Source organism: Niallia sp. FSL W8-0635 (assembly GCF_038007965.1).
Taxonomy (GTDB): domain Bacteria; phylum Bacillota; class Bacilli; order Bacillales; family Cytobacillaceae; genus Niallia.
The window spans coordinates 4,192,263-4,210,869 of the sequence record NZ_JBBOYD010000001.1 but is presented as its reverse complement, the minus strand read 5'-3'; the positions used below and the strand labels follow the sequence as shown (position 1 = coordinate 4,210,869).

17 protein-coding genes are annotated in these 18,607 nt (G+C 31.6%); 14 read left to right on the top strand and 3 right to left on the bottom strand.

Features of this window, described 5'->3' with window-relative positions; all coding sequences use genetic code 11:
• The first annotated feature begins 76 nt into the window (after nt 1-76).
• Nucleotides 77-2,143, top strand: a complete 2,067-nt coding sequence (locus NYE52_RS20065) for a DUF6270 domain-containing protein (protein WP_341194689.1) — start codon at nt 77-79, stop codon at nt 2,141-2,143.
• A gap of 349 nt (nt 2,144-2,492) precedes the next feature.
• Here the strand turns inward: NYE52_RS20065 and NYE52_RS20060 are convergent, their stop codons facing one another.
• Nucleotides 2,493-4,037 carry a right-handed parallel beta-helix repeat-containing protein gene (locus tag NYE52_RS20060; RefSeq protein WP_341194688.1) on the bottom strand — a complete coding sequence of 515 codons (1,545 nt, stop codon included), beginning with the start codon at nt 4,035-4,037 and terminating at the stop codon, nt 2,493-2,495.
• A gap of 198 nt (nt 4,038-4,235) precedes the next feature.
• Nucleotides 4,236-5,546 (bottom strand): DUF6270 domain-containing protein, encoded by a 1,311-nt coding sequence (locus NYE52_RS20055; RefSeq protein ID WP_341194687.1) that lies wholly within the window; start codon nt 5,544-5,546, stop codon nt 4,236-4,238.
• A gap of 276 nt (nt 5,547-5,822) precedes the next feature.
• Here NYE52_RS20055 and NYE52_RS20050 point away from each other — a divergent pair, with 276 nt between their 5' ends.
• Nucleotides 5,823-6,626: an ABC transporter permease gene (locus NYE52_RS20050; RefSeq protein ID WP_341194686.1), complete on the top strand. Its 804-nt coding sequence runs from the start codon at nt 5,823-5,825 to the stop codon at nt 6,624-6,626.
• Nucleotides 6,627-6,652: 26 nt separating this feature from the next.
• Nucleotides 6,653-8,254 (top strand): ABC transporter ATP-binding protein, encoded by a 1,602-nt coding sequence (locus NYE52_RS20045; protein ID WP_341194685.1) that lies wholly within the window; start codon nt 6,653-6,655, stop codon nt 8,252-8,254.
• A 316-nt stretch (nt 8,255-8,570) separates the two neighbouring features.
• Here the strand turns inward: NYE52_RS20045 and NYE52_RS20040 are convergent, their stop codons facing one another.
• Complete coding sequence (locus tag NYE52_RS20040; RefSeq protein WP_341194684.1) at nt 8,571-9,362, bottom strand: hypothetical protein; 792 nt, start codon at nt 9,360-9,362, stop codon at nt 8,571-8,573.
• 236 nt (nt 9,363-9,598) lie between these two features.
• Here NYE52_RS20040 and NYE52_RS20035 point away from each other — a divergent pair, with 236 nt between their 5' ends.
• The 11 genes from NYE52_RS20035 to NYE52_RS19985 all read left to right on the top strand — a co-directional run bounded on the left by NYE52_RS20035 (nt 9,599) and on the right by NYE52_RS19985 (nt 18,580).
• Nucleotides 9,599-10,348: a YveK family protein gene (locus NYE52_RS20035; protein ID WP_341194683.1), complete on the top strand. Its 750-nt coding sequence runs from the start codon at nt 9,599-9,601 to the stop codon at nt 10,346-10,348.
• Nucleotides 10,335-11,042 carry a CpsD/CapB family tyrosine-protein kinase gene (locus NYE52_RS20030; protein ID WP_341194682.1) on the top strand — a complete coding sequence of 236 codons (708 nt, stop codon included), beginning with the start codon at nt 10,335-10,337 and terminating at the stop codon, nt 11,040-11,042. The genes NYE52_RS20035 and NYE52_RS20030 overlap by 14 nt, the downstream gene beginning before the upstream one ends.
• Before the next feature lie 122 nt (nt 11,043-11,164).
• Nucleotides 11,165-11,929: a tyrosine-protein phosphatase gene (locus NYE52_RS20025; protein WP_341194681.1), complete on the top strand. Its 765-nt coding sequence runs from the start codon at nt 11,165-11,167 to the stop codon at nt 11,927-11,929.
• Between the two features lie 128 nt (nt 11,930-12,057).
• Nucleotides 12,058-12,732 carry a sugar transferase gene (locus NYE52_RS20020; protein ID WP_341194680.1) on the top strand — a complete coding sequence of 225 codons (675 nt, stop codon included), beginning with the start codon at nt 12,058-12,060 and terminating at the stop codon, nt 12,730-12,732.
• A 35-nt stretch (nt 12,733-12,767) separates the two neighbouring features.
• Complete coding sequence (gene pssD / locus NYE52_RS20015; RefSeq protein ID WP_341194679.1) at nt 12,768-13,223, top strand: PssD/Cps14F family polysaccharide biosynthesis glycosyltransferase; 456 nt, start codon at nt 12,768-12,770, stop codon at nt 13,221-13,223.
• Nucleotides 13,220-13,702, top strand: coding sequence for a PssE/Cps14G family polysaccharide biosynthesis glycosyltransferase (gene pssE, locus NYE52_RS20010; protein ID WP_341194678.1), 483 nt, complete (start codon nt 13,220-13,222; stop codon nt 13,700-13,702). Before pssD ends, pssE begins: the two co-directional genes overlap by 4 nt.
• 43 nt (nt 13,703-13,745) lie before the next feature.
• Nucleotides 13,746-14,804, top strand: a complete 1,059-nt coding sequence (locus tag NYE52_RS20005) for a glycosyltransferase family 4 protein (protein WP_341194677.1) — start codon at nt 13,746-13,748, stop codon at nt 14,802-14,804.
• A 27-nt stretch (nt 14,805-14,831) separates the two neighbouring features.
• The gene (locus tag NYE52_RS20000; protein WP_341194676.1) at nt 14,832-15,437 is read left to right on the top strand and encodes a serine acetyltransferase; all 606 of its coding nucleotides are present in this window, start codon (nt 14,832-14,834) and stop codon (nt 15,435-15,437) included.
• 47 nt (nt 15,438-15,484) lie between these two features.
• Complete coding sequence (locus tag NYE52_RS19995; RefSeq protein WP_341194675.1) at nt 15,485-16,657, top strand: O-antigen ligase family protein; 1,173 nt, start codon at nt 15,485-15,487, stop codon at nt 16,655-16,657.
• 46 nt (nt 16,658-16,703) lie between these two features.
• Nucleotides 16,704-17,618 (top strand): glycosyltransferase, encoded by a 915-nt coding sequence (locus NYE52_RS19990; protein WP_341194674.1) that lies wholly within the window; start codon nt 16,704-16,706, stop codon nt 17,616-17,618.
• Nucleotides 17,615-18,580, top strand: a complete 966-nt coding sequence (locus tag NYE52_RS19985) for a GDP-mannose 4,6-dehydratase (RefSeq protein ID WP_341194673.1) — start codon at nt 17,615-17,617, stop codon at nt 18,578-18,580. Before NYE52_RS19990 ends, NYE52_RS19985 begins: the two co-directional genes overlap by 4 nt.
• Nucleotides 18,581-18,607: the final 27 nt, after the last annotated feature.

Genomic DNA, 18,607 nt, shown 5'->3' with positions numbered 1-18,607 from the left:
TAAAAAAAGATTGATGGGTAATAAAATAACGCTTGTTTCCTATTAAATGGTTCAGTGTTTGATACGGAGGGTTAACATGTTTGCCAAGTTAATATCTTTTCAAAAGTTAGAAAATAAAAATGAATTTATTTTACAAGGCCAATATACAAACGAGGATGGAAAGGAAGAAAGACCATCTATCTTTCTACAGGAGAGAATTTCACCTGATGATTACTTTATCCCAAATAGAATACCTCTAGATACAGAATGGCAGGGAGATTTTTTTACTGTTCACATTCATTTAGATCAATTAGGAGAATATCTTACATACCATGCAATTTGGGATTGCTATCTAGCTTTGGGGAATCATATTGAGAGAATTAAAATGGAGATAAGTGATTTTACTCCAACTGAATCTATTTCTATTCCTAATAGTTCTGTACAGGTTAAGCTGTACGAGACACAAATGAATAGTTTTGCCTTGCTCGTTTCGACAAAAGATATAGCTATCGAGCATTTAGTGGGAAAGGTAAAGGAGAATACCTTAGCGGTTAACTTCGAATTAAATTGGGGTTCCTTTCAACAAACGGATGATATTAATCTTGTTTTTAGAAAAAGGCTGCAACCGGATATCCTATATTATCAACAAACTGTTTCTTTCCCAGTTACGCCTAGAGAAGGAAACACTTATGAAGCAAATGTATCCCTACCTTATTTATTAAAAACGAATGAAAATCAGACAAAGCAAACATGGGATGCGTATATCGTGTTTATCGATGGAGCATCTGGTAAAGAACTTGAATTTCCCCTTTCTGTCGAAAAGAATTCAGGCTTTATGGGGCGACATAGTATTACAAATCTAGCTAACTATAATTTTTACATAAATTATAAAAAGGCTTTATCATTAACGATTGCAACCAAGAGCTTGCTATTTGAAACGATTAATTGGCAAGTCAATGATGATTCAAATGTAGTGATACAAGGTATTGTAAGTGATGATTTACAGATTGATCGAGTGAGTCTAGTCAAAGAGGGAACATTTAGCGAGGGTGAACTTATCACAATAGCTAATGAGCTGCCTTTTCAACAATTAGAAGAAATAGGAATGATAAGCTTTCCGTATAAAGAAATATTTGATAACATTCATTTCCATGATGGGGATCAGTATACGATTTATCTTGAATTAGTTGATTCAAACAACGGTATTATGGTTAAGACACCGGTTATTATTGGTGAAACGATTTCTGTATCGGGACAAACACTGGAAATTGATAATCATAAACGATTGAAGCTTTCTAATGATGAGAAATTAATGATTACTTGTGAGGATCGAGCAGTGAAACCATCTGAAAATAGTATGAAAATTGCTGTAAGTGGTTCATGTTTTAGCCGTTTAGCATTTAGTTCAGCTGATTTTTATAATCCGAATTATAAGAGTAAATACGAATTGGTTTACACGCAATTCCATTCCTCCATTATCAGCATAATGAGTAACCCTGTACCATTTCCAGAGAAGAAATTTATTGGTTTTAATCAAAGGGAAGTAGAGTATATCAAGAGTGATTATAAGAAAGAGTTTTTCACCCAATTGGAAAAAACAAAACCGGAATTCCTTATTCTAGACTTTTATGTAGATGGATCTAAAGATGTGTTAATGTTTGATGAAGAGCATATTGTCACCATCAATTATATGCTTCGCAGAAATCTTAACTATCTATATGAAATAAAGGATCAAGCTAAGGTTCTTTCACATGAAAACGTCGAAGTGTATTTAGAACGATGGAAGAAAAATATGCAAGAGTTTGCGAGAGAACTAGTTAACTATATTCCAGAAGAACAAATAATCCTTCAGAAGGTCCGCAAAACGGACGGGTTTATCACAAAAGAAGGAAATGTCGAGAAGTTTAAAGACAATGTGAAGCATATTAAGAGAAGTAATTATTTATTTGAATATATGGAGAATTATTTCTTGCAGCTATTACCGAAAGCGCAAGTGATTGATTTGACGAAGAGAAAATACTATTCTCTTTATAATCATCCAGAAAATAATACCCCAGATCATTTAGAATCAGCGTATTATCGAGACTTTTTAACTCAATTGGATGAGATAACGTTGAAGAACTTTATGAAACAGCCAAGGGTCATGGAGGTTACTCGAATATAAGAAGTGGCTGGGGCATAAGTATTTCAGCCAAAGAAAAAACCAAGCAATCGCATGGAAGTTGATTGTTTGGTTTTTTTATTTGCTTTTAAAAAATGCATTTTTAATAAAATTTGGTGTTGTTATCCGCAGCCTGAATACACTTCGCTTTCCGTGGGGCGAGCGCCGAGCCTCCTCGTCACTAACGTTCCTGCGGGGTCTCGGACTTTCTCGCAGCTCCCACAGGAGTCTACGTGTATTCAGGCTGCTCCGTTTTTCCAATTAATTAAATTTTTTCTATTTCAAAATATTTTTTAGAAAAACAAGCTTTAAAAACAAAGTGTTGAACGAATTAGTTTTTACCCAATTTCTATTAATTAACTTTATTATTAGCGATATTTAGATTCGAAGATGAATCATAGAGTATGCTGTTTGGGTTATTAATAGCGGGTTCTAGTTCATTATTATGAATGGTCAGGGTATCGATGTTTTTTGCCCATATTCCCACTCCAGCAAAGTTTCTAATCGTATTATTATCTACAAGAATATTTTTGGTAAATCGGTTGTTTGGCGATGGATTATTTGGTTCGTCTACTAGAATAGCATCAGAAGCAATCGAACTCATCTTGTTTTGCAGGATAGAGATATTACTTCCAAATGTAAGGTAGATACTTCGATAGACATTTGAAATTTCATTTTTTTCGATTACTACATCTTCTATCCAAGAGAGATTAATCGCTGAGCCTTTCTGTTCTAGATCCTGATTGTTAAAGATATTTTCTGTAATTTTAATGGTGTTCATGGTAGAGAGGGTGTTATTGCTATTCCAGCCTCTGCCATAAATGCCGTCTTTTTGGGTTTTATTAAAAATATTTTTGTGAATCGTGTAATTACTTCCTGACTGCGGTTGGGATGTTTGAACACCATCTGCAGTGCGAGAAGATTCTCCTTCTCCATTAGGATTTGATAATAATACACCGATATAGCAAGAAAGGAATGTATTGTTACTAATAGTAGTATCTTGCCATTTATAAGGGCGAACACCAGCTAATGGCATCCCGTCAAACGTATTATTGATGATTTTTATATTTGAATTATATTTATCTTGGACGGTTAAATGATTTCCAACACCTACTGGCCAAGGACTAGCTCCAGTCGTATCGCTATTTCCAAAATAATTATCTTGAATCGTGATATTTTTGGAAGGAGTGCCATCGTATGCACCAAAGCGAGGAAACCCCATTTTTGTATGTTCTGCGATTTGAATGGCCTCTGTATAGTTACGCGAATGGTCAGCAGTTGGATCAGAGTATCCAATAAATTTGCAGTTTTCGATTAACACATTTTTTGATGCGTTTATATCAATCGCATGTCCTTGGGCAATATCTTTTATTGTCACATTTTTAATGGTAATATTACTGCCGCGTGCTATGCCAATCCCGTTAAAACCTGTTGGATATTCTTGTATATTCCCATCAAAAGTCCCGCCGTCTATGGTGATATTTCCTTCTCCGTTATAGCCGTAATAGTTATGGTTAGCTTCCCCGTTCACTAGCATCGATGAAAGATGGTCTCTTAGTATAATGGCACCATCTTCTAGAATAAGATGTGTATTACTATATACTACTAACGTTTCTGATAATTTATAGATTCCTTTAGGGATATGAACAGTAACTATATCCTCGTTATTTTTGGCTAGGTTTAGCGCCTTTTGAATACCGCTAGTATCATCTGTCTTTCCATTTCCTTCTGCACCAAAGTCTTGAACATTGACATTCGTAAGTGGCTTAGGTGGAGAAGATGTTTCTTCCTTATTCAAGTAGAGGAAGCAGGCACTTATAAGTAATAGTCCTACAATAACGAAGATAAATTTATGCCGTATAACTATATGTTTGTTTTTGTGTTTTCGAATAGACATATCATATTTCCTTCTTCTTTATTTGATCATTAACAAGAAGAGAAGTTACTCTTCCTGAATGAATATAAACGTTCGAATTACTTACATGATTTAAGTAATTCGAACGTTTATAGTATGCAATATACGTAGATGACCGAAGATATATTCTTTTTTGAAAGGATAGTTTCTCCGATTTTGTTTAACTCTCTTAATAATAGGTTAATAGAGTTTTTCTAATGAAATATTTCGCCAAGATACTTCGCCGTTTCTCATTAAATAAGGGCCGATTTTCATGAATTTACCTTTTGTTGGTTTAATAAGGAAGGAGCATTTTGTCCATTCATCATTATTAATCCCCTCTATTTCCCAAACCTTTATGTTTTTAAACCATTGGGCATCCTTCTGGAATATTAAATCAATTTTCTGGAATGTTCTTAACGCAAAGATTGATTTTAAGCTATCTATATCCTCTATATCTTTAATCTTAATGTCGAATGTTAGTTCATATTCTTGTTTTCCATCCGTATTTATTTCAACGGCATGTGACCATATTTGTCGATGTAAATCTTTTTCGCTACCATTATGGCAGATGGATACAATAGAAGCGTTAGGAGCATCTTCTTCTGGTTGCGAAATTTTAAAATCATTATGCCAATAGGTCCAAAAAGACTTTCCTTGGTTGAAAGTAGGATTCTTTAGTAGATTAAAAGACTCTCTAGAGAGGCTGTTACGTTCTTTCATCCTAGTTTCATGCAAATCAACTAAGATAATATGTAGTAGCTTCGTAGTGAAATCTTCATAAAAGTCTTTTGTATAATGGACATAAAATAATTCCCAGAGATGATTCTCTTCAGAATAATATTCTTTCTCATATTCAATCACGTCTACATTATAAGTAGATTCGAAGTATTCATAAAATGCATTTAAAGTATCGTTTATTTTAGCAACATCAACTTTTCGAATACCGGATTCACTAATTTTCTTTAATTCTTGAGCTTCTTTTTCAAAGTATAAATCAGTAAAATGAACTTTATTAATAATGACCTTTATATAAGGGAATTCTAGTTCCATTTTCTTCATAAATGCATCTACTGATTTTTTCCATAACTCCATGTATTCAAGATAATGATCTTCTATATTTAACGTTTCTCCTAATGGTAATGTTTCATAGAAGGGAGTTTTTTGAAATAACGGTGTTTTGTCCGTCATAATGCTATTTCCAACTTTTCTGATTCCAAAATAAACATCTGCATAAAAGTCTAGTATTAAATAATCAGGTTCTTGTATTTTTAATGCATCCCATACACCTTTTGTCAGTTCTGTCATGAGGATTTGCTTATTAAAGTCAGTAACATTACCTTCTAGTTTATTTGGTTCAAACGGAATGGGTTCAGACATTAAAGAAATCATAGACATGTGGTTTTGGCTAACAACACATCGATAAAATTCTTTATAATTTTTAATGAAATGTGAATTAAATGCGTCCCTACTTACACAACTTCCAATTACAGCCAATTTAATGTTACTCATGTAATTCCCCTTAGTATGAAGTGTTATTAAGACCTTCATTTTATCATACTTCCTTATCGTTGCTAAATAACTGGTACAAGGAAATAATAAATGTGAATATTTAGCTAGATACTAACATTATAAAATAGGAAGAAATGAGGAGAAGAAACAAAAAATAAGGAAGAGTACTTAGTGTTTCCAAACAGGTAATACTTTAAAAATCCTTGATATTATGGGATAATGACATTTGTTATTGGTGTCCACCTATCTACAAAATTCGACTAAGGAAGATTTTTAATGAATGAAATAAAAATACTATTAAAAGAACAGTATAGATCCATCCCTTTAATTATTCGCTTAGCGATTTATGAAACAAGATCAAAATATGAGCAGCATTATCTAGGTGTTCTATGGCAATGGCTAAATCCGTTAATTCAAGTATTCGCATATTGGTTTGTTTTTGGCTTTGGTATTCGCAAAGGACAGCCTGTTGGAGAATATGATTTTATTGTATGGATGCTAGGTGGTATGATTGCCTGGTTCTTTATCAGTCCTACCGTTGTAGAGGCATCGAATAGTGTATTTAAACGAATAAATATGGTTGCGAAAATGAACTTTCCGATAAGTTCCTTGCCTTCTGTTGTCATTGCGTCTAATTTAATTGTTCATTTTGTGATGGTTGCTATTTATATTATTGTGCTATTGTTTAATGGCGTTTATCCGTCCCTTCATTGGCTGCAGTTTCTCTATTATTTGGTTTGTATGGTAGCGTTTATGTTTGCCTTAACTCTATTAAATTCAACGATCAGTGTCTTAATAAGAGATTACCAGCAATTAATACAAGCATTTACGAGATTGCTATTTTTTGTTACGCCTTTATTCTGGGATCCGTCTCATATGAGTAATACAGTTCAAGCGATATTAAAGCTAAATCCAGTTTATTATATAGTAAGTGGTTATCGAAATAGTTTTCTGAATGGAACATGGTTTTTCGAAGATTTGAAGTATACAATTTATTTTTGGTTAGTTACGTTAGTCCTTTTACTTGCAGGGTCTATTCTTCACCTTAAGTTTAGGGATAAGTTTGTCGATTTTCTTTAAAGTAAACAAAGGAGAATTATCTATATATGAATCTCAAGGTTTCGTTTCATGATGTTTCGAAAAAATATAGTCTAACGACAAGTAAAAAGGAAAAAATCAAGGAATTGTTTTTTCCTAATCATAGTAAGGCAGGATTTTATGGAGTAAGAAATATAACTTTTAACGTTATGGAAGGGGAAACGATTGGATTTGTTGGAATAAATGGTTCTGGTAAATCTACGATGTCTAATCTATTAGCAAGAATGATTCCGCCAACATCTGGGGAAATTGATATGGATGGACAACCCTCTCTTATAGCGATTGCAGCGGGACTAAATAATAGTCTTACTGGAAAAGATAATATATATTTAAAATGTTTAATGATGGGTTTTACGAAGAAAGAAATAGAAGAAATGTATGATTCTATTGTTGAATTTGCCGATATTGGTGAGTTCATTGACCAACCTGTGAAGAGCTATTCAAGTGGGATGAAGTCTCGTTTAGGTTTTGCGATTTCGATTCATAATAACCCGGATATACTAATAATAGATGAAGCTTTGTCCGTAGGGGATCAGACATTTTATCAAAAATGCGTGGATAGAATTACGGAATTCAAAGAGCAGGGAAAAACAATCTTCTTTGTTAGTCATTCAATCAGTCAGATTGAAAAAATCTGTGACCGTGTCGCCTGGATGCATTATGGCGAATTAATTATGTTTGATGAAACAAAAGTAGTAGTAGAGGAATATAAGAAATTTATTAATTGGTTTAATAAGCTTCCAAAAGAAGGGAAGTTAGACTATCAACAAAAAAATAAAGAAGCACGAAAAAAACCACTTGTAAGTAAGACATCCACACGTCTAACTTCAAAATCTAAAAAAAGTAAGCGTAAGAAAGGATCTCAAATCCAACTAATTATTCTTACCCTGTTCTTATTAATAAGTGGAGGTTCTTTATTTATTGAACAATCATTAAGAAAGTTACCTTCCATTTCTTTATTTACAAAAGAAACAACGACAGTAGCCGAACCAGGGCAAAAGGATGCGGTTAAGGAAACATCATGGGAGGATGTAGAGGAAGAAGGTATCATTCTTCAACCTGATATCACATTATATACAGACGATAGTCTTAATACAGCTTCACAGGTGAAACTGCCTTTTGGAAACACAGTGGGTTTCATTGCGCAAAATGCTAACGTTGCGCAGATAGAGTATGGCGATGAAAGGTATTATATCCATAAAGAGGACGTCTCTTCTCTAAAAAGTGAGAGTGGGGAAGTCGTTACCTCCCGTTTCGAACCCTATTTTTCCGAAAGAGTCCAGCTTTCTTATCAATTCTTAATGGCGTTTATGGGCTCTGCTGCAAGTGATTTAGAGCAAAGTGTAAATGGTGGAGAGATGAGTGAGTATAAAGGAGAACCTGCTTTATTCTTGCCATATGAGAATATGTACTACTTAATAAATCAAGATGAGGTTTCAGGGATTGTGATAAAGGATATTCAACAAATAGAGCCTGAAACAATCACTGAAGAAGACGTTATTTTCAGTAAGGATAAACAGCAATTCTTTATTAGAGGAAAAGAATTTGATTATATTGTAAATAATATAGATGCTACATTAACCATTGTGGATAGATCTTCATCACTATAAAGTGGTGAGGGTATATCCCTTTTTTTATAGGTGAAGATAGAATAAACTAGCTCTGGAAAATATAGAATTAATATTTGCTTAACATAGAATTAACAATCATCTATTACAATAACTCAATATAGAAAATAATTACCTAATATAATAGAAGAAACTAGGATGCGCTTACATTTTTATTTGTTGCAATTTGGTATTTACGAATATTCAAAAAGTATGATATGATGATTGTACGTTATATAGAACGAAAAGAAAAAGCGAGTATTCCTCGCTTAGAAAGTAAGGTCATATAAAGAATCCATCATTATATGGCCTTTTGATATTAGTCGGCAATAAGCTTTTTAGTTAGGTAATTGCTCCAAAGCTCAAAGCCTTGTTCATTTGCAATCGATGTATTATCATCTAGTTCTTCGTAATAATCCTTTACTTTTTCATCCTTGCCATCTGGCCAAACTTCCCAGTGGTTCCAGAAAGGAATGTCCTGTGCCTCTGCATATTTCTGAATATCACTCACTTGCATAGGATAGAGATTCGCATTATACAACTGATGTGCTGGCATCAGAATAAATGTAACATCCGATAACTCTTTTTTCGTCGCTTTAATTACCGTATTGATGTTTACTAACGTTTGGGAAGTATCGAATTTTTCCTTATTATCATGCAACAAGAAAGGCTCGAAGATAACCATATCTGGTTTCTTGTCTATCAGATCTTCATAGGCGTCATCCTTTACATAATCCGATGTAGTCCCATCATAAACAATACTCTCTATTGTTACATATTGATCGTATTTATTGGCCAACACTTCCTTTAAAGGAGTGATTAAGCCAAGATCTTGATCACCAATAGCATCCGAACCAACGAGTAAAATGCGAAATCTTTGTTTATCCGTTAATTTCTTCTCGAAAACTTCTTGAGCTTGTTCTGGCCATAAGGCGGCATAGCTCTTATAGTAATCAAGATTAAAGTATGGCTCAGACTCTTCTTCATTAGGAGTATTAGTAGAATGAATGGGAGAAAGAGGACTTTCATCACGGATATTCCAATGTATATTGCCAATCACTAGAACAACAACGAGAACAATGGAAAGAGTAGAAATAATAGCTGCTTTCATGTAAACCTCCAGAAGATTAAATATAGTAGTTTGGTAGTAGTATACCGTAAAATTGTCGAATAGACAGGGAATTTATCCCTTTTTTGAAATATAGATAGGAAAAATGTCAATTAATTGGTATAGTATTATTCGTAATAAGATTTCAACACTATTAAAATTATGACAAGAAATGACAGATTATGCAATGATATATGATATAATATTACTAGTTTTTTATCTTTTTTTAGGAGGAAGTCATGGAAGAAACGATCAGTTTGAAAGAATTATTCGACACACTTAAGAAACGCATAGTGCTTATAATCTCCCTTACTTTAATCGCGATGATTGTTAGTGGAGTAGTTAGTTATTTTATTATTACACCGGAGTATAAATCTTCGACACAGATTCTTGTTAACCAAAAGAAAGATGAATCATCAGCTGTCATTAATTCAGGTGAAGTACAGGCAAACGTGCAAATGATTAGCACATATAGTGTCATTCTAAAAAGTGCGGCTATCTTAAATAATGTAAAAGAAGAATTAAATTTAGATATGAGTGTTCCAGAGCTGAACAGTAAAATTACTGTGGAAAGTGCACAAAATTCACAGATAATGACTCTTTCCGTTACGGACTCTGACCCAACAGTAGCGTTGCAAATTGCGAATAAAACGGCAGAGGTTTTCGAAAAAGAAATTAAGAATATTATGTCAATTGATAATGTAAAAGTATTGCCACTTGCGGTAGATCAAGAGAATCAAGCACCAATTAGCCCAAATCCTCCATTAAATATTGCGATTGCAGCAGTAGTAGGATTAATGATTGGGGTAGGATTAGCATTTTTATTAGAATACTTGGATAATACAGTGAAAACAGAACAAGATATTGAAAAATTGCTGGATTTACCAGTATTAGGTGCCATTACAACCATTGATGAAAGTCAAGATGCAAAGCAGAGAGGCAATCAAAAAGGCAGAAGTAGTAGGGGGGATTTACTTGGCAGCAAGTAAGAGAGCAAAAAAAGGCGGTTTATCCTTAAATAGAAGAAAGCTTATCACAAAATATGATCCAAGATCTCCTATTTCTGAGCAATACCGAACCATTCGTACAAATATCCTTTATTCTAGTATCGATGAAGAAATTCGTTCTATCTTAGTGACATCTTCAGGACCTGGAGAAGGGAAATCGACGACAGCAGCGAACTTAGCGATTGTTTTTGCACAGCAAGGAAAGACCGTTTTATTGGTAGATGCTGATTTACGGAAACCGACTGTTCATTATACGTTTAACTTGAATAATACAACTGGGTTAACATCTGTTCTAACTAATCAGCTAGGCTTAATGGAGGCTGTGCAGGAAAATGATGAGAAGAATCTGTATGTTTTACCTAGTGGTCCAATTCCGCCGAATCCTTCTGAGTTATTAGGCTCTCGTGCGATGGAACATTTTTTAGAACGGGCTCTTGAAGAGTTTGATATTGTTTTATTTGATACACCACCAGTATTAGCTGTTACAGATGCACAAGTGCTCGCTAATCTTTGTCATGGAAGTATTTTAGTTGTTAGTAGTGGCACAACGGATAAAGAAGCGGTTGTTAAAACGAAGGAAAAGCTTTCAGTGACTTCCGGGAAAATATTAGGAGTTGTATTAAATAATAAAAAAGCCGACAAAAAAGGTGATTATTATTATTATGGAACAAATTGACAATTTATTAGTCAGGATTCGACATTCTTCGCTATTTACGAATAAATAGTTCAATGGTACTATTTTATATTGTTATAGGAAAATAATAAAAGATTAGTAAAAAAATAGAGAGGGGTAGCACGATGATTGATATCCACTGTCATATATTACCTGGGGTTGATGATGGGGCAGCGACAATTGAAGATAGTGTAGCGATGGCAAATGCCGCTGTGAAAGAAGGGATAACAACAATTATCGCTACACCTCATCATAAGAATAATCAGTTTAGTAATTCGAAATCTTCTATTCTTACAAAAGTAAATGACTTAAACACCGTTTTAAAACAAGAAAATATTCCTCTTACGATACTTCCCGGACAGGAAGTGAGAATTTATGGGGAAGTGTTAGAAGACTATTATAAGGAAGAAATTCTAACACTTAATCATACAAAATACCTTTTCATTGAGTTTCCTTCTTCCTCTGTTCCACGATATGCAGAGAGATTATTGTATGAACTGCAAACAGAGGGAATCATTCCTATTATTGTACATCCAGAGAGAAATAAAGAATTGCAAGAAAAGTCAGATCTCCTTTATCAATTTGTGAAGAATGGGGCGTTGACGCAAGTGACGGCTTCTAGTGTGGCTGGTTATTTTGGGAAGAATGTGAAGAAGTTTTCGGAGCAGTTGATTGAGCATAATTTAACGCACTTTCTAGCGTCAGATGCCCATAATGTCCATAATCGTAGTTATAAGATGATGGAAGGTTTAGATGTGGTGGAAGAGAACTTTGGGGTGGATTATGTTTATCTTTTTAAAGAGAATGGGGAGTTGCTTTTGGAAGATAAAAACGTGATAAAAGAGGTTCCTGAACGTATACAGAGAAAGAAGTTTTTGGGGATTTTTTAATAAGGAAGTTTACTAGATAACTAACGATAGAATGTAAAAGTAAATATATTTTATCGCTAGTTATCTGACAGATACATAGAGAGAAGATAAGTAGACAGAAAAATTAAGGGAAGATAGGTGGTATGGTGATGTCTGAGTTTTATAAGGATCAATCTCTGTATTTGGAAAAGAAAAAGAATATATCTGTAAATACAGCTCGTAGCTACCTTGTAATGAAAAGAGCGATAGACATCATTGGTTCATTATGTGGCTTGGTTGTGCTAAGTATTCTTTTTATTATTATTGCGCTATTGATCAAATTAGAGGATCCAAAGGGGAAAGTTTTCTTTAAGCAATTGAGAGTGGGGAAAGATGGGAAAGAGTTTTATATGTATAAGTTTCGGTCGATGGCTTCGGATGCGGAGGAGCGGTTGAAAGAGTTATTGGCTTTGAATGAGGTTTCTGGTGCGATGTTTAAGATGAAGGATGATCCGAGGGTTACGAAGATTGGGAAGTTTATTCGGAAGACTAGTGTGGATGAATTGCCGCAGTTGTTTAATGTGTTTAGAGGGGATATGAGTTTGGTTGGGCCTAGACCGCCACTTCCTAGGGAGGTTGCGGAGTATTCTGCTTATGATAAGCAGAGGTTGTTAGTGACGCCGGGGTGTACGGGGCTTTGGCAGGTTAGTGGGAGAAGTAATATAGGATTCAAAGAGATGGTAGAACTAGATTTGGAATATATTAGGAAACGTTCTTTATTAGTTGATTTTATTATATTAATGAAAACTGTAGTTGTACTGTTCGGATCAAAAGATGCATATTAAAAGTTAGTTAAAATACTGAGGAGGTTTGAATTCATTTGAAGCTATGTTTTACAGCATCATCAGGTGGTCACTTAGAACAAATAATGATGCTAAGACCTATTATGGAAAAATATGATAGTGTGATATTGACTGAAAAAACTAACTATAAGTTCAATTCTATAGGTATAGATAGTTACTTAGTTCCCCAGATTAACAGAAAAGAGTTGTCTTTTATTATTAAATTTATTTATATAATTATTATATCTTTAAATATTTATATAAAAGAAAAACCAGATGTTATTATTTCCACAGGTGCATTATCTACAGTACCAATATGTATTATAGCTAAAATTTTTAAAAAGAAGATAGTTTTTATTGAGTCATTTTCTAAAATAAACTCATCAACATTAACAGGAAAATTAATGTATAAATATGCCGATCTCTTCATAGTACAATGGGAAGAATTGAAAGAGTTATATCCTAAAGCAACGTATGGAGGAGGAATATATTGATATTTGTTACAGTTGGTTCTCAAAAATTTCAATTCAATAGATTATTGATTGAAATTGATAAATTAATAGAGAAAAATGTAATACAACCCGATGATGTTTTCGCTCAATCAGGTCATTCGAACTACCAACCGAAATTATATAAATATAAGCAATTTTTGAATAACGATGAATTTGTAAAAATGGTAAAGAATTGTAATGTATTGTTAACTCATGGTGGAACAGGTGCAATAATTAACGGAGTTAAGTCTAAGAAAAAAGTTATCGCAGTTCCTAGACTGGCTGAATATGGAGAGCATGTTGATAATCATCAGTTTGATATAGTAGAGCAATTTGAAAAATCAAATTTAATATATGGGTTAAAAGAAATTGAATATTTAGAAAAGGCTTTAAATGAAATCAAATATATCAATTTTAATGATTATAAGTCTAATACAAATAATATTATAAATCTTATTCAAGAATTCATCGAAAGGTTATAATATCTCAATAATTATTAGATTGTTGGAAAAGGTGAACAGTAAAATGAATGTACTAATGATTGGATCGCACTTAAAGGTTTCTGGAGGAATAACCAGAGTAGTTAAAAATTATATAAAAGCTGGAATAGGTAATAAAGTGAATTTCACTTATTTACCGACATATATCGGTGGAAATCATTTAGTTAAGATAATATATTTTATAATTAAATTTTTTGAATTATATATCAATATAAATATATATAATAAAAAATATGATGTTGCACACATACACATGTCATATAAAGGAAGTTTTCACAGAAAAAGACTAATAATAAATATTTTGAATAAAAAAAGGATACCCATAATATTGCATATGCATGGATCACAGTTTAAGGATTATTACGATAGATCTACTAGTAAACAAAAAACTTTAATAGTAAGAACTTTAAATAAAGCAACTGTAATTCTTGCTTTAGGAGAAGAATGGGAAACCTATTATAAATCTATTTGTGATACAAGAGTGGTTGTATTAAACAACGCTGTATTTCCGAAAGAGAAGATTTGCAATTCCGAAGAGAAATACTTAATCACATGTATGGGGTTACTTTCTAAAAGAAAAGGATCATATGACTTAATAGATGTAGCAAGCACTTTAAAGGGGAAAATCGATAATAAATATAAATTTGTATTAGCTGGCGATGGAGAGATAAATAATATTAAAAGAAAAATAAATACTTTATCACTAAACGAAATGTTTTTGATTCCAGGTTGGGTTTCGTCAGAAGAAACTATTGAAGACATATATATTAAAAGTATTATATATGTATTGCCTTCCTATAATGAGGGTATGCCTATGTCAATATTAGAGGCTATGAGTTATGGAATACCTGTAATATCTACGGAGGTAGGATCTATCCCAACTGTCATAAAAAATGGAGTAAACGGTTATTTAATTAAACCAGGGGATATTGATTCTTTGGCAAATAAAATTGTAACATTACTAAACGAGATAGAACTTCAAAATAAAATGGCTAATAATAATTTCGAAGAAATTAAGAAGAATTATAATATATATAATTCTTTGGAGGATTTGATTGGATTATACGGTGAAATTTCAAAATGAAAAATGGAAGTTTAGGTGGAGTTTGAATTGATAAAAAATAAAAGTGATTATAAAAAATATTTAATGGCTGACAAAAAAGCGTTGAATATTAAAAGTAGATTCCCTCGACCAATTGTAGATGACATTTGGAGATTTGAAAGGATATTAAGAAAATTAGAGTATTATTTAAATTGTAAAAAAGGTTTTTTTAATAAAATTTATATCTTATATATTAAATATAGATTTCATAAGATATCAAAATCATTAGGTTTTGATATCCCTGTTAATGTCTTTGGTCCCGGATTATCAATTGCACATAGAGGTACTATTGTAGTTAACGGTAAGGCTAGAGTGGGGAAAAATTGTAGATTACATGCGTGTACAAATATTGGTACTGCGAACGATAATTTTGCTCAGGTACCGCAAATAGGTGATAATGTTTATATTGGTCCAGGTGCTAAAATATATGGAGATATAATTATTGCGGACGGAATTGCAATTGGGGCAAATTCTGTTGTTAATAAGTCTTTCATAATTCCTAACAAGACTATTGCTGGAGTCCCAGCAAAAATGATTAATAATAATGGCTCAGAGAATTTATTGTTTCCTTCAATGTTATCCAATAAGACAGATGAGTGGAATTTTGATAAATAATACTTTATAAAAAAAGAATATCAAATAAATTAATTAGGAGTAAAAAAATGACATTTTTAACGGGTGTTTTTTATGGATTATTATCACCGTTAAATCCAGAGTTTAGAAGCTTTTTTTTATTTAAATATGGTAGTCTTATTTTAATATCCTACATTATAGTTGTGTTTTATTTACCATTTATGTTAAAAAAAACAAATGATTTGAATAAAAAGGTTATTATTATAGTACTATTCATTAGTATAGGTATTACTATTCCAACTGTAGTGTTTTATTTATTGAATGATAAATATGATATTGGACAGTTTATTAGGGTGATATTATATATTCCCATTTTTGTTTTTGTAGTATGGAGAAAGTATGATTTATCAATTTATTTGATAAAGTTCTCGTTTCTTTTTAATTTCGTGGGTGTATATCAATATATTATGTTGGGTGATTCTGGTAGAGTTGAAAGTTTGTTTAGTCATCCTAATTTCTATTCTATATATTTAATAGTAATTATTATCTTTATATTAGAAAAATTAAATTTTGATAAGGAATACAAAAGACATAAAAATTTCTATTACTTATATATTTTTTTTATGATGGCAATGATTTTATTAGGAACAGGTGCTAGAACATCTTTTATAACGTTATTAATAATTTTAGTCTTTAATTACTTTTTAAGAAGTAGAGATAAAATACGAACAGTATTAAGAATATCAATTATCTCATTTTTATTATTAATAGTATTTAAAGTTTCGGAGAGTTTATTAATGACTACTAGAATCTTCAATATGAGTTATGGGAATCAATATACAGATCAAATAAATTCCTTTGAATGGAGAATTTTAAGATGGTATGACGGGCTCGCAGCGTTTAATGATTTTCCTGGAATTTATAAGATATTTGGGCATGGATGGCAATCAAGTAGGATTTTTTCAGAAAGGTTTGTAGGATTCAGTATGCATAATGAATATATTAGAATGTTGGTGGATTTCGGAGTAATAGGATTTATAGTATATGTATCCTTAATTATCTTCTTGGTATACATTAGTTTTAAAAATTTTAGAATAGAAGGATATTATTCTTTATTTCTAATAAGTGTGGTAGTTATGATTGCAGGATTAACAGAAAATATATTTGTTTCTAGTGAATCATTTTCAATATTAATATTAAGTATAGCTAATAGTTTAGCCATACTTAATATTAAAAAAAGTAAACTATTAGATACAGCTTAAAATATAATCTTGTTAAGCAAATAAATTAATAAAAGAGGTTATTTTATTGAATGATTATATATCGGTAATAATGTCTTGTTATAACGAGAAAATTAAGTGGATCTCAGAAAGTATAGATTCTATACTAAACCAAACTCATAAAGAGTTAGAATTAATTATTGTATTAGATAATCCGGAAAACACTGAGATATATAAATTACTAAAGGAAAAAGAAGATAGAGATAAGAGAATAAGAATATTTAAAAATGATAAAAATATAGGATTGGCGAATAGTCTTAATTTTGCAATTAGTAAGTGTAAGTATAAATATATTGCAAGAATGGATGCTGATGACATCGCATTACCTAAAAGATTAGAAGTACAAATGAAATATTTAATTGAAAATAATGCTGATATAGTTGGAGCAAATTGCATTTTAATAGATGAGTTTGATAACATAATTGGACAGTCTAACTATCCTATTAGTAGTAAACAAATTAATTCTTTATTAAATTATACAAACTGTCTAGCACATCCAACTTGGTTGTTAAGGTCAGATTTATATAAAGTTGCTAATGGATATTATTCTTATAATAGTGCTCAAGATTATGACTTTTTATTAAGGATAAAGAATAAAGGCTTTAAAATAATGAATACTCCTGAAGTTCTATTAAACTATAGAAAAAGAGCATCTAGTATAGGAAGTGAGAAATCATTAGACCAATTTCAAACTGCTGAATATATTAGAAAGATGAATAGGTCTAAAGTATATGATGTTCATTGTGTGAAAAATTTTAATAATACTAAAGAGGATAATTTTAAATTTAACAAAATTATTAAGTTTCCTTTAGGGATAAAGTTAACGAGTTTGAGAATGTTTTATGAAGTAACAATGATTTTTAAGCATAAATTGGGTTTAAGATATTTTATGTACTTATATAAATCTAGAATTTGTAGATGGAGAATTGGGGGATATAAATGATATTAGTAACTGGTGGGGCTGGTTTTATAGGCTCAAGTTTAGTTGATTATTTATTGAAAAAGGATTATAAAGTAGTTTGTATTGATAATTTTAATGATTATTATGACCCATTAATAAAAAGAAATAATTTAAGAAATGCAATTAAAAACAATAATTTTCAGTTAATAGAAGGTGATATAAGAGATGAAGAATTACTTAATAACCTTGGTCAACGATATAAGATTGAGATGATAATTCATCTTGCTGCAATGGCTGGTGTCAGACCATCAATTGAAATGCCTTTGTTATATCAAGATGTAAATATTAAAGGGACTATGAATCTACTGGAATTTGCCCGTCAAAATCAGATCAATAAATTTATTTTTGCATCTTCATCTTCAGTATACGGTAACAATAAAAAAGTCCCATTTAATGAGAAAGATATAGTTGATTTTGCAATTTCCCCTTATGCAGCTACTAAAAAAGCAGGTGAAGTTTTACTTCATACTTATCACCATTTATATGATATAAATTGTATTGCATTAAGATTTTTTACTGTTTATGGTCCACGCCAACGACCAGACTTAGCGATACATAAATTTACAAAACTGATTCTAGAAGATAAAGAAATCCCATTCTATGGAAATGGTACAACGCAAAGAGATTATACTTATATTGATGATATAATAGAAGGTATAGTTAATTCTATGGATTATTTAGAAAATAAAAAAAATGTTTTTGAAATAATTAACCTTGGTGAATCTGAAACTATTTCACTGAAAAAAATGGTTCAAACAATTGCAGATTCCTTGCAAATTGATGCCAAATTAAAAAAATTACCTATGCAATTAGGAGACGTTGAAAAGACATATGCAGATATAAATAAAGCGAAAAATCTTATTAATTATAATCCATCCACTAATTTTGAAAAAGGAATTAATCAATTTATAAACTGGTATAAATCGGAAAACGGTTATATTTAATCAAAGTGTAGATTCTAATGATACTAA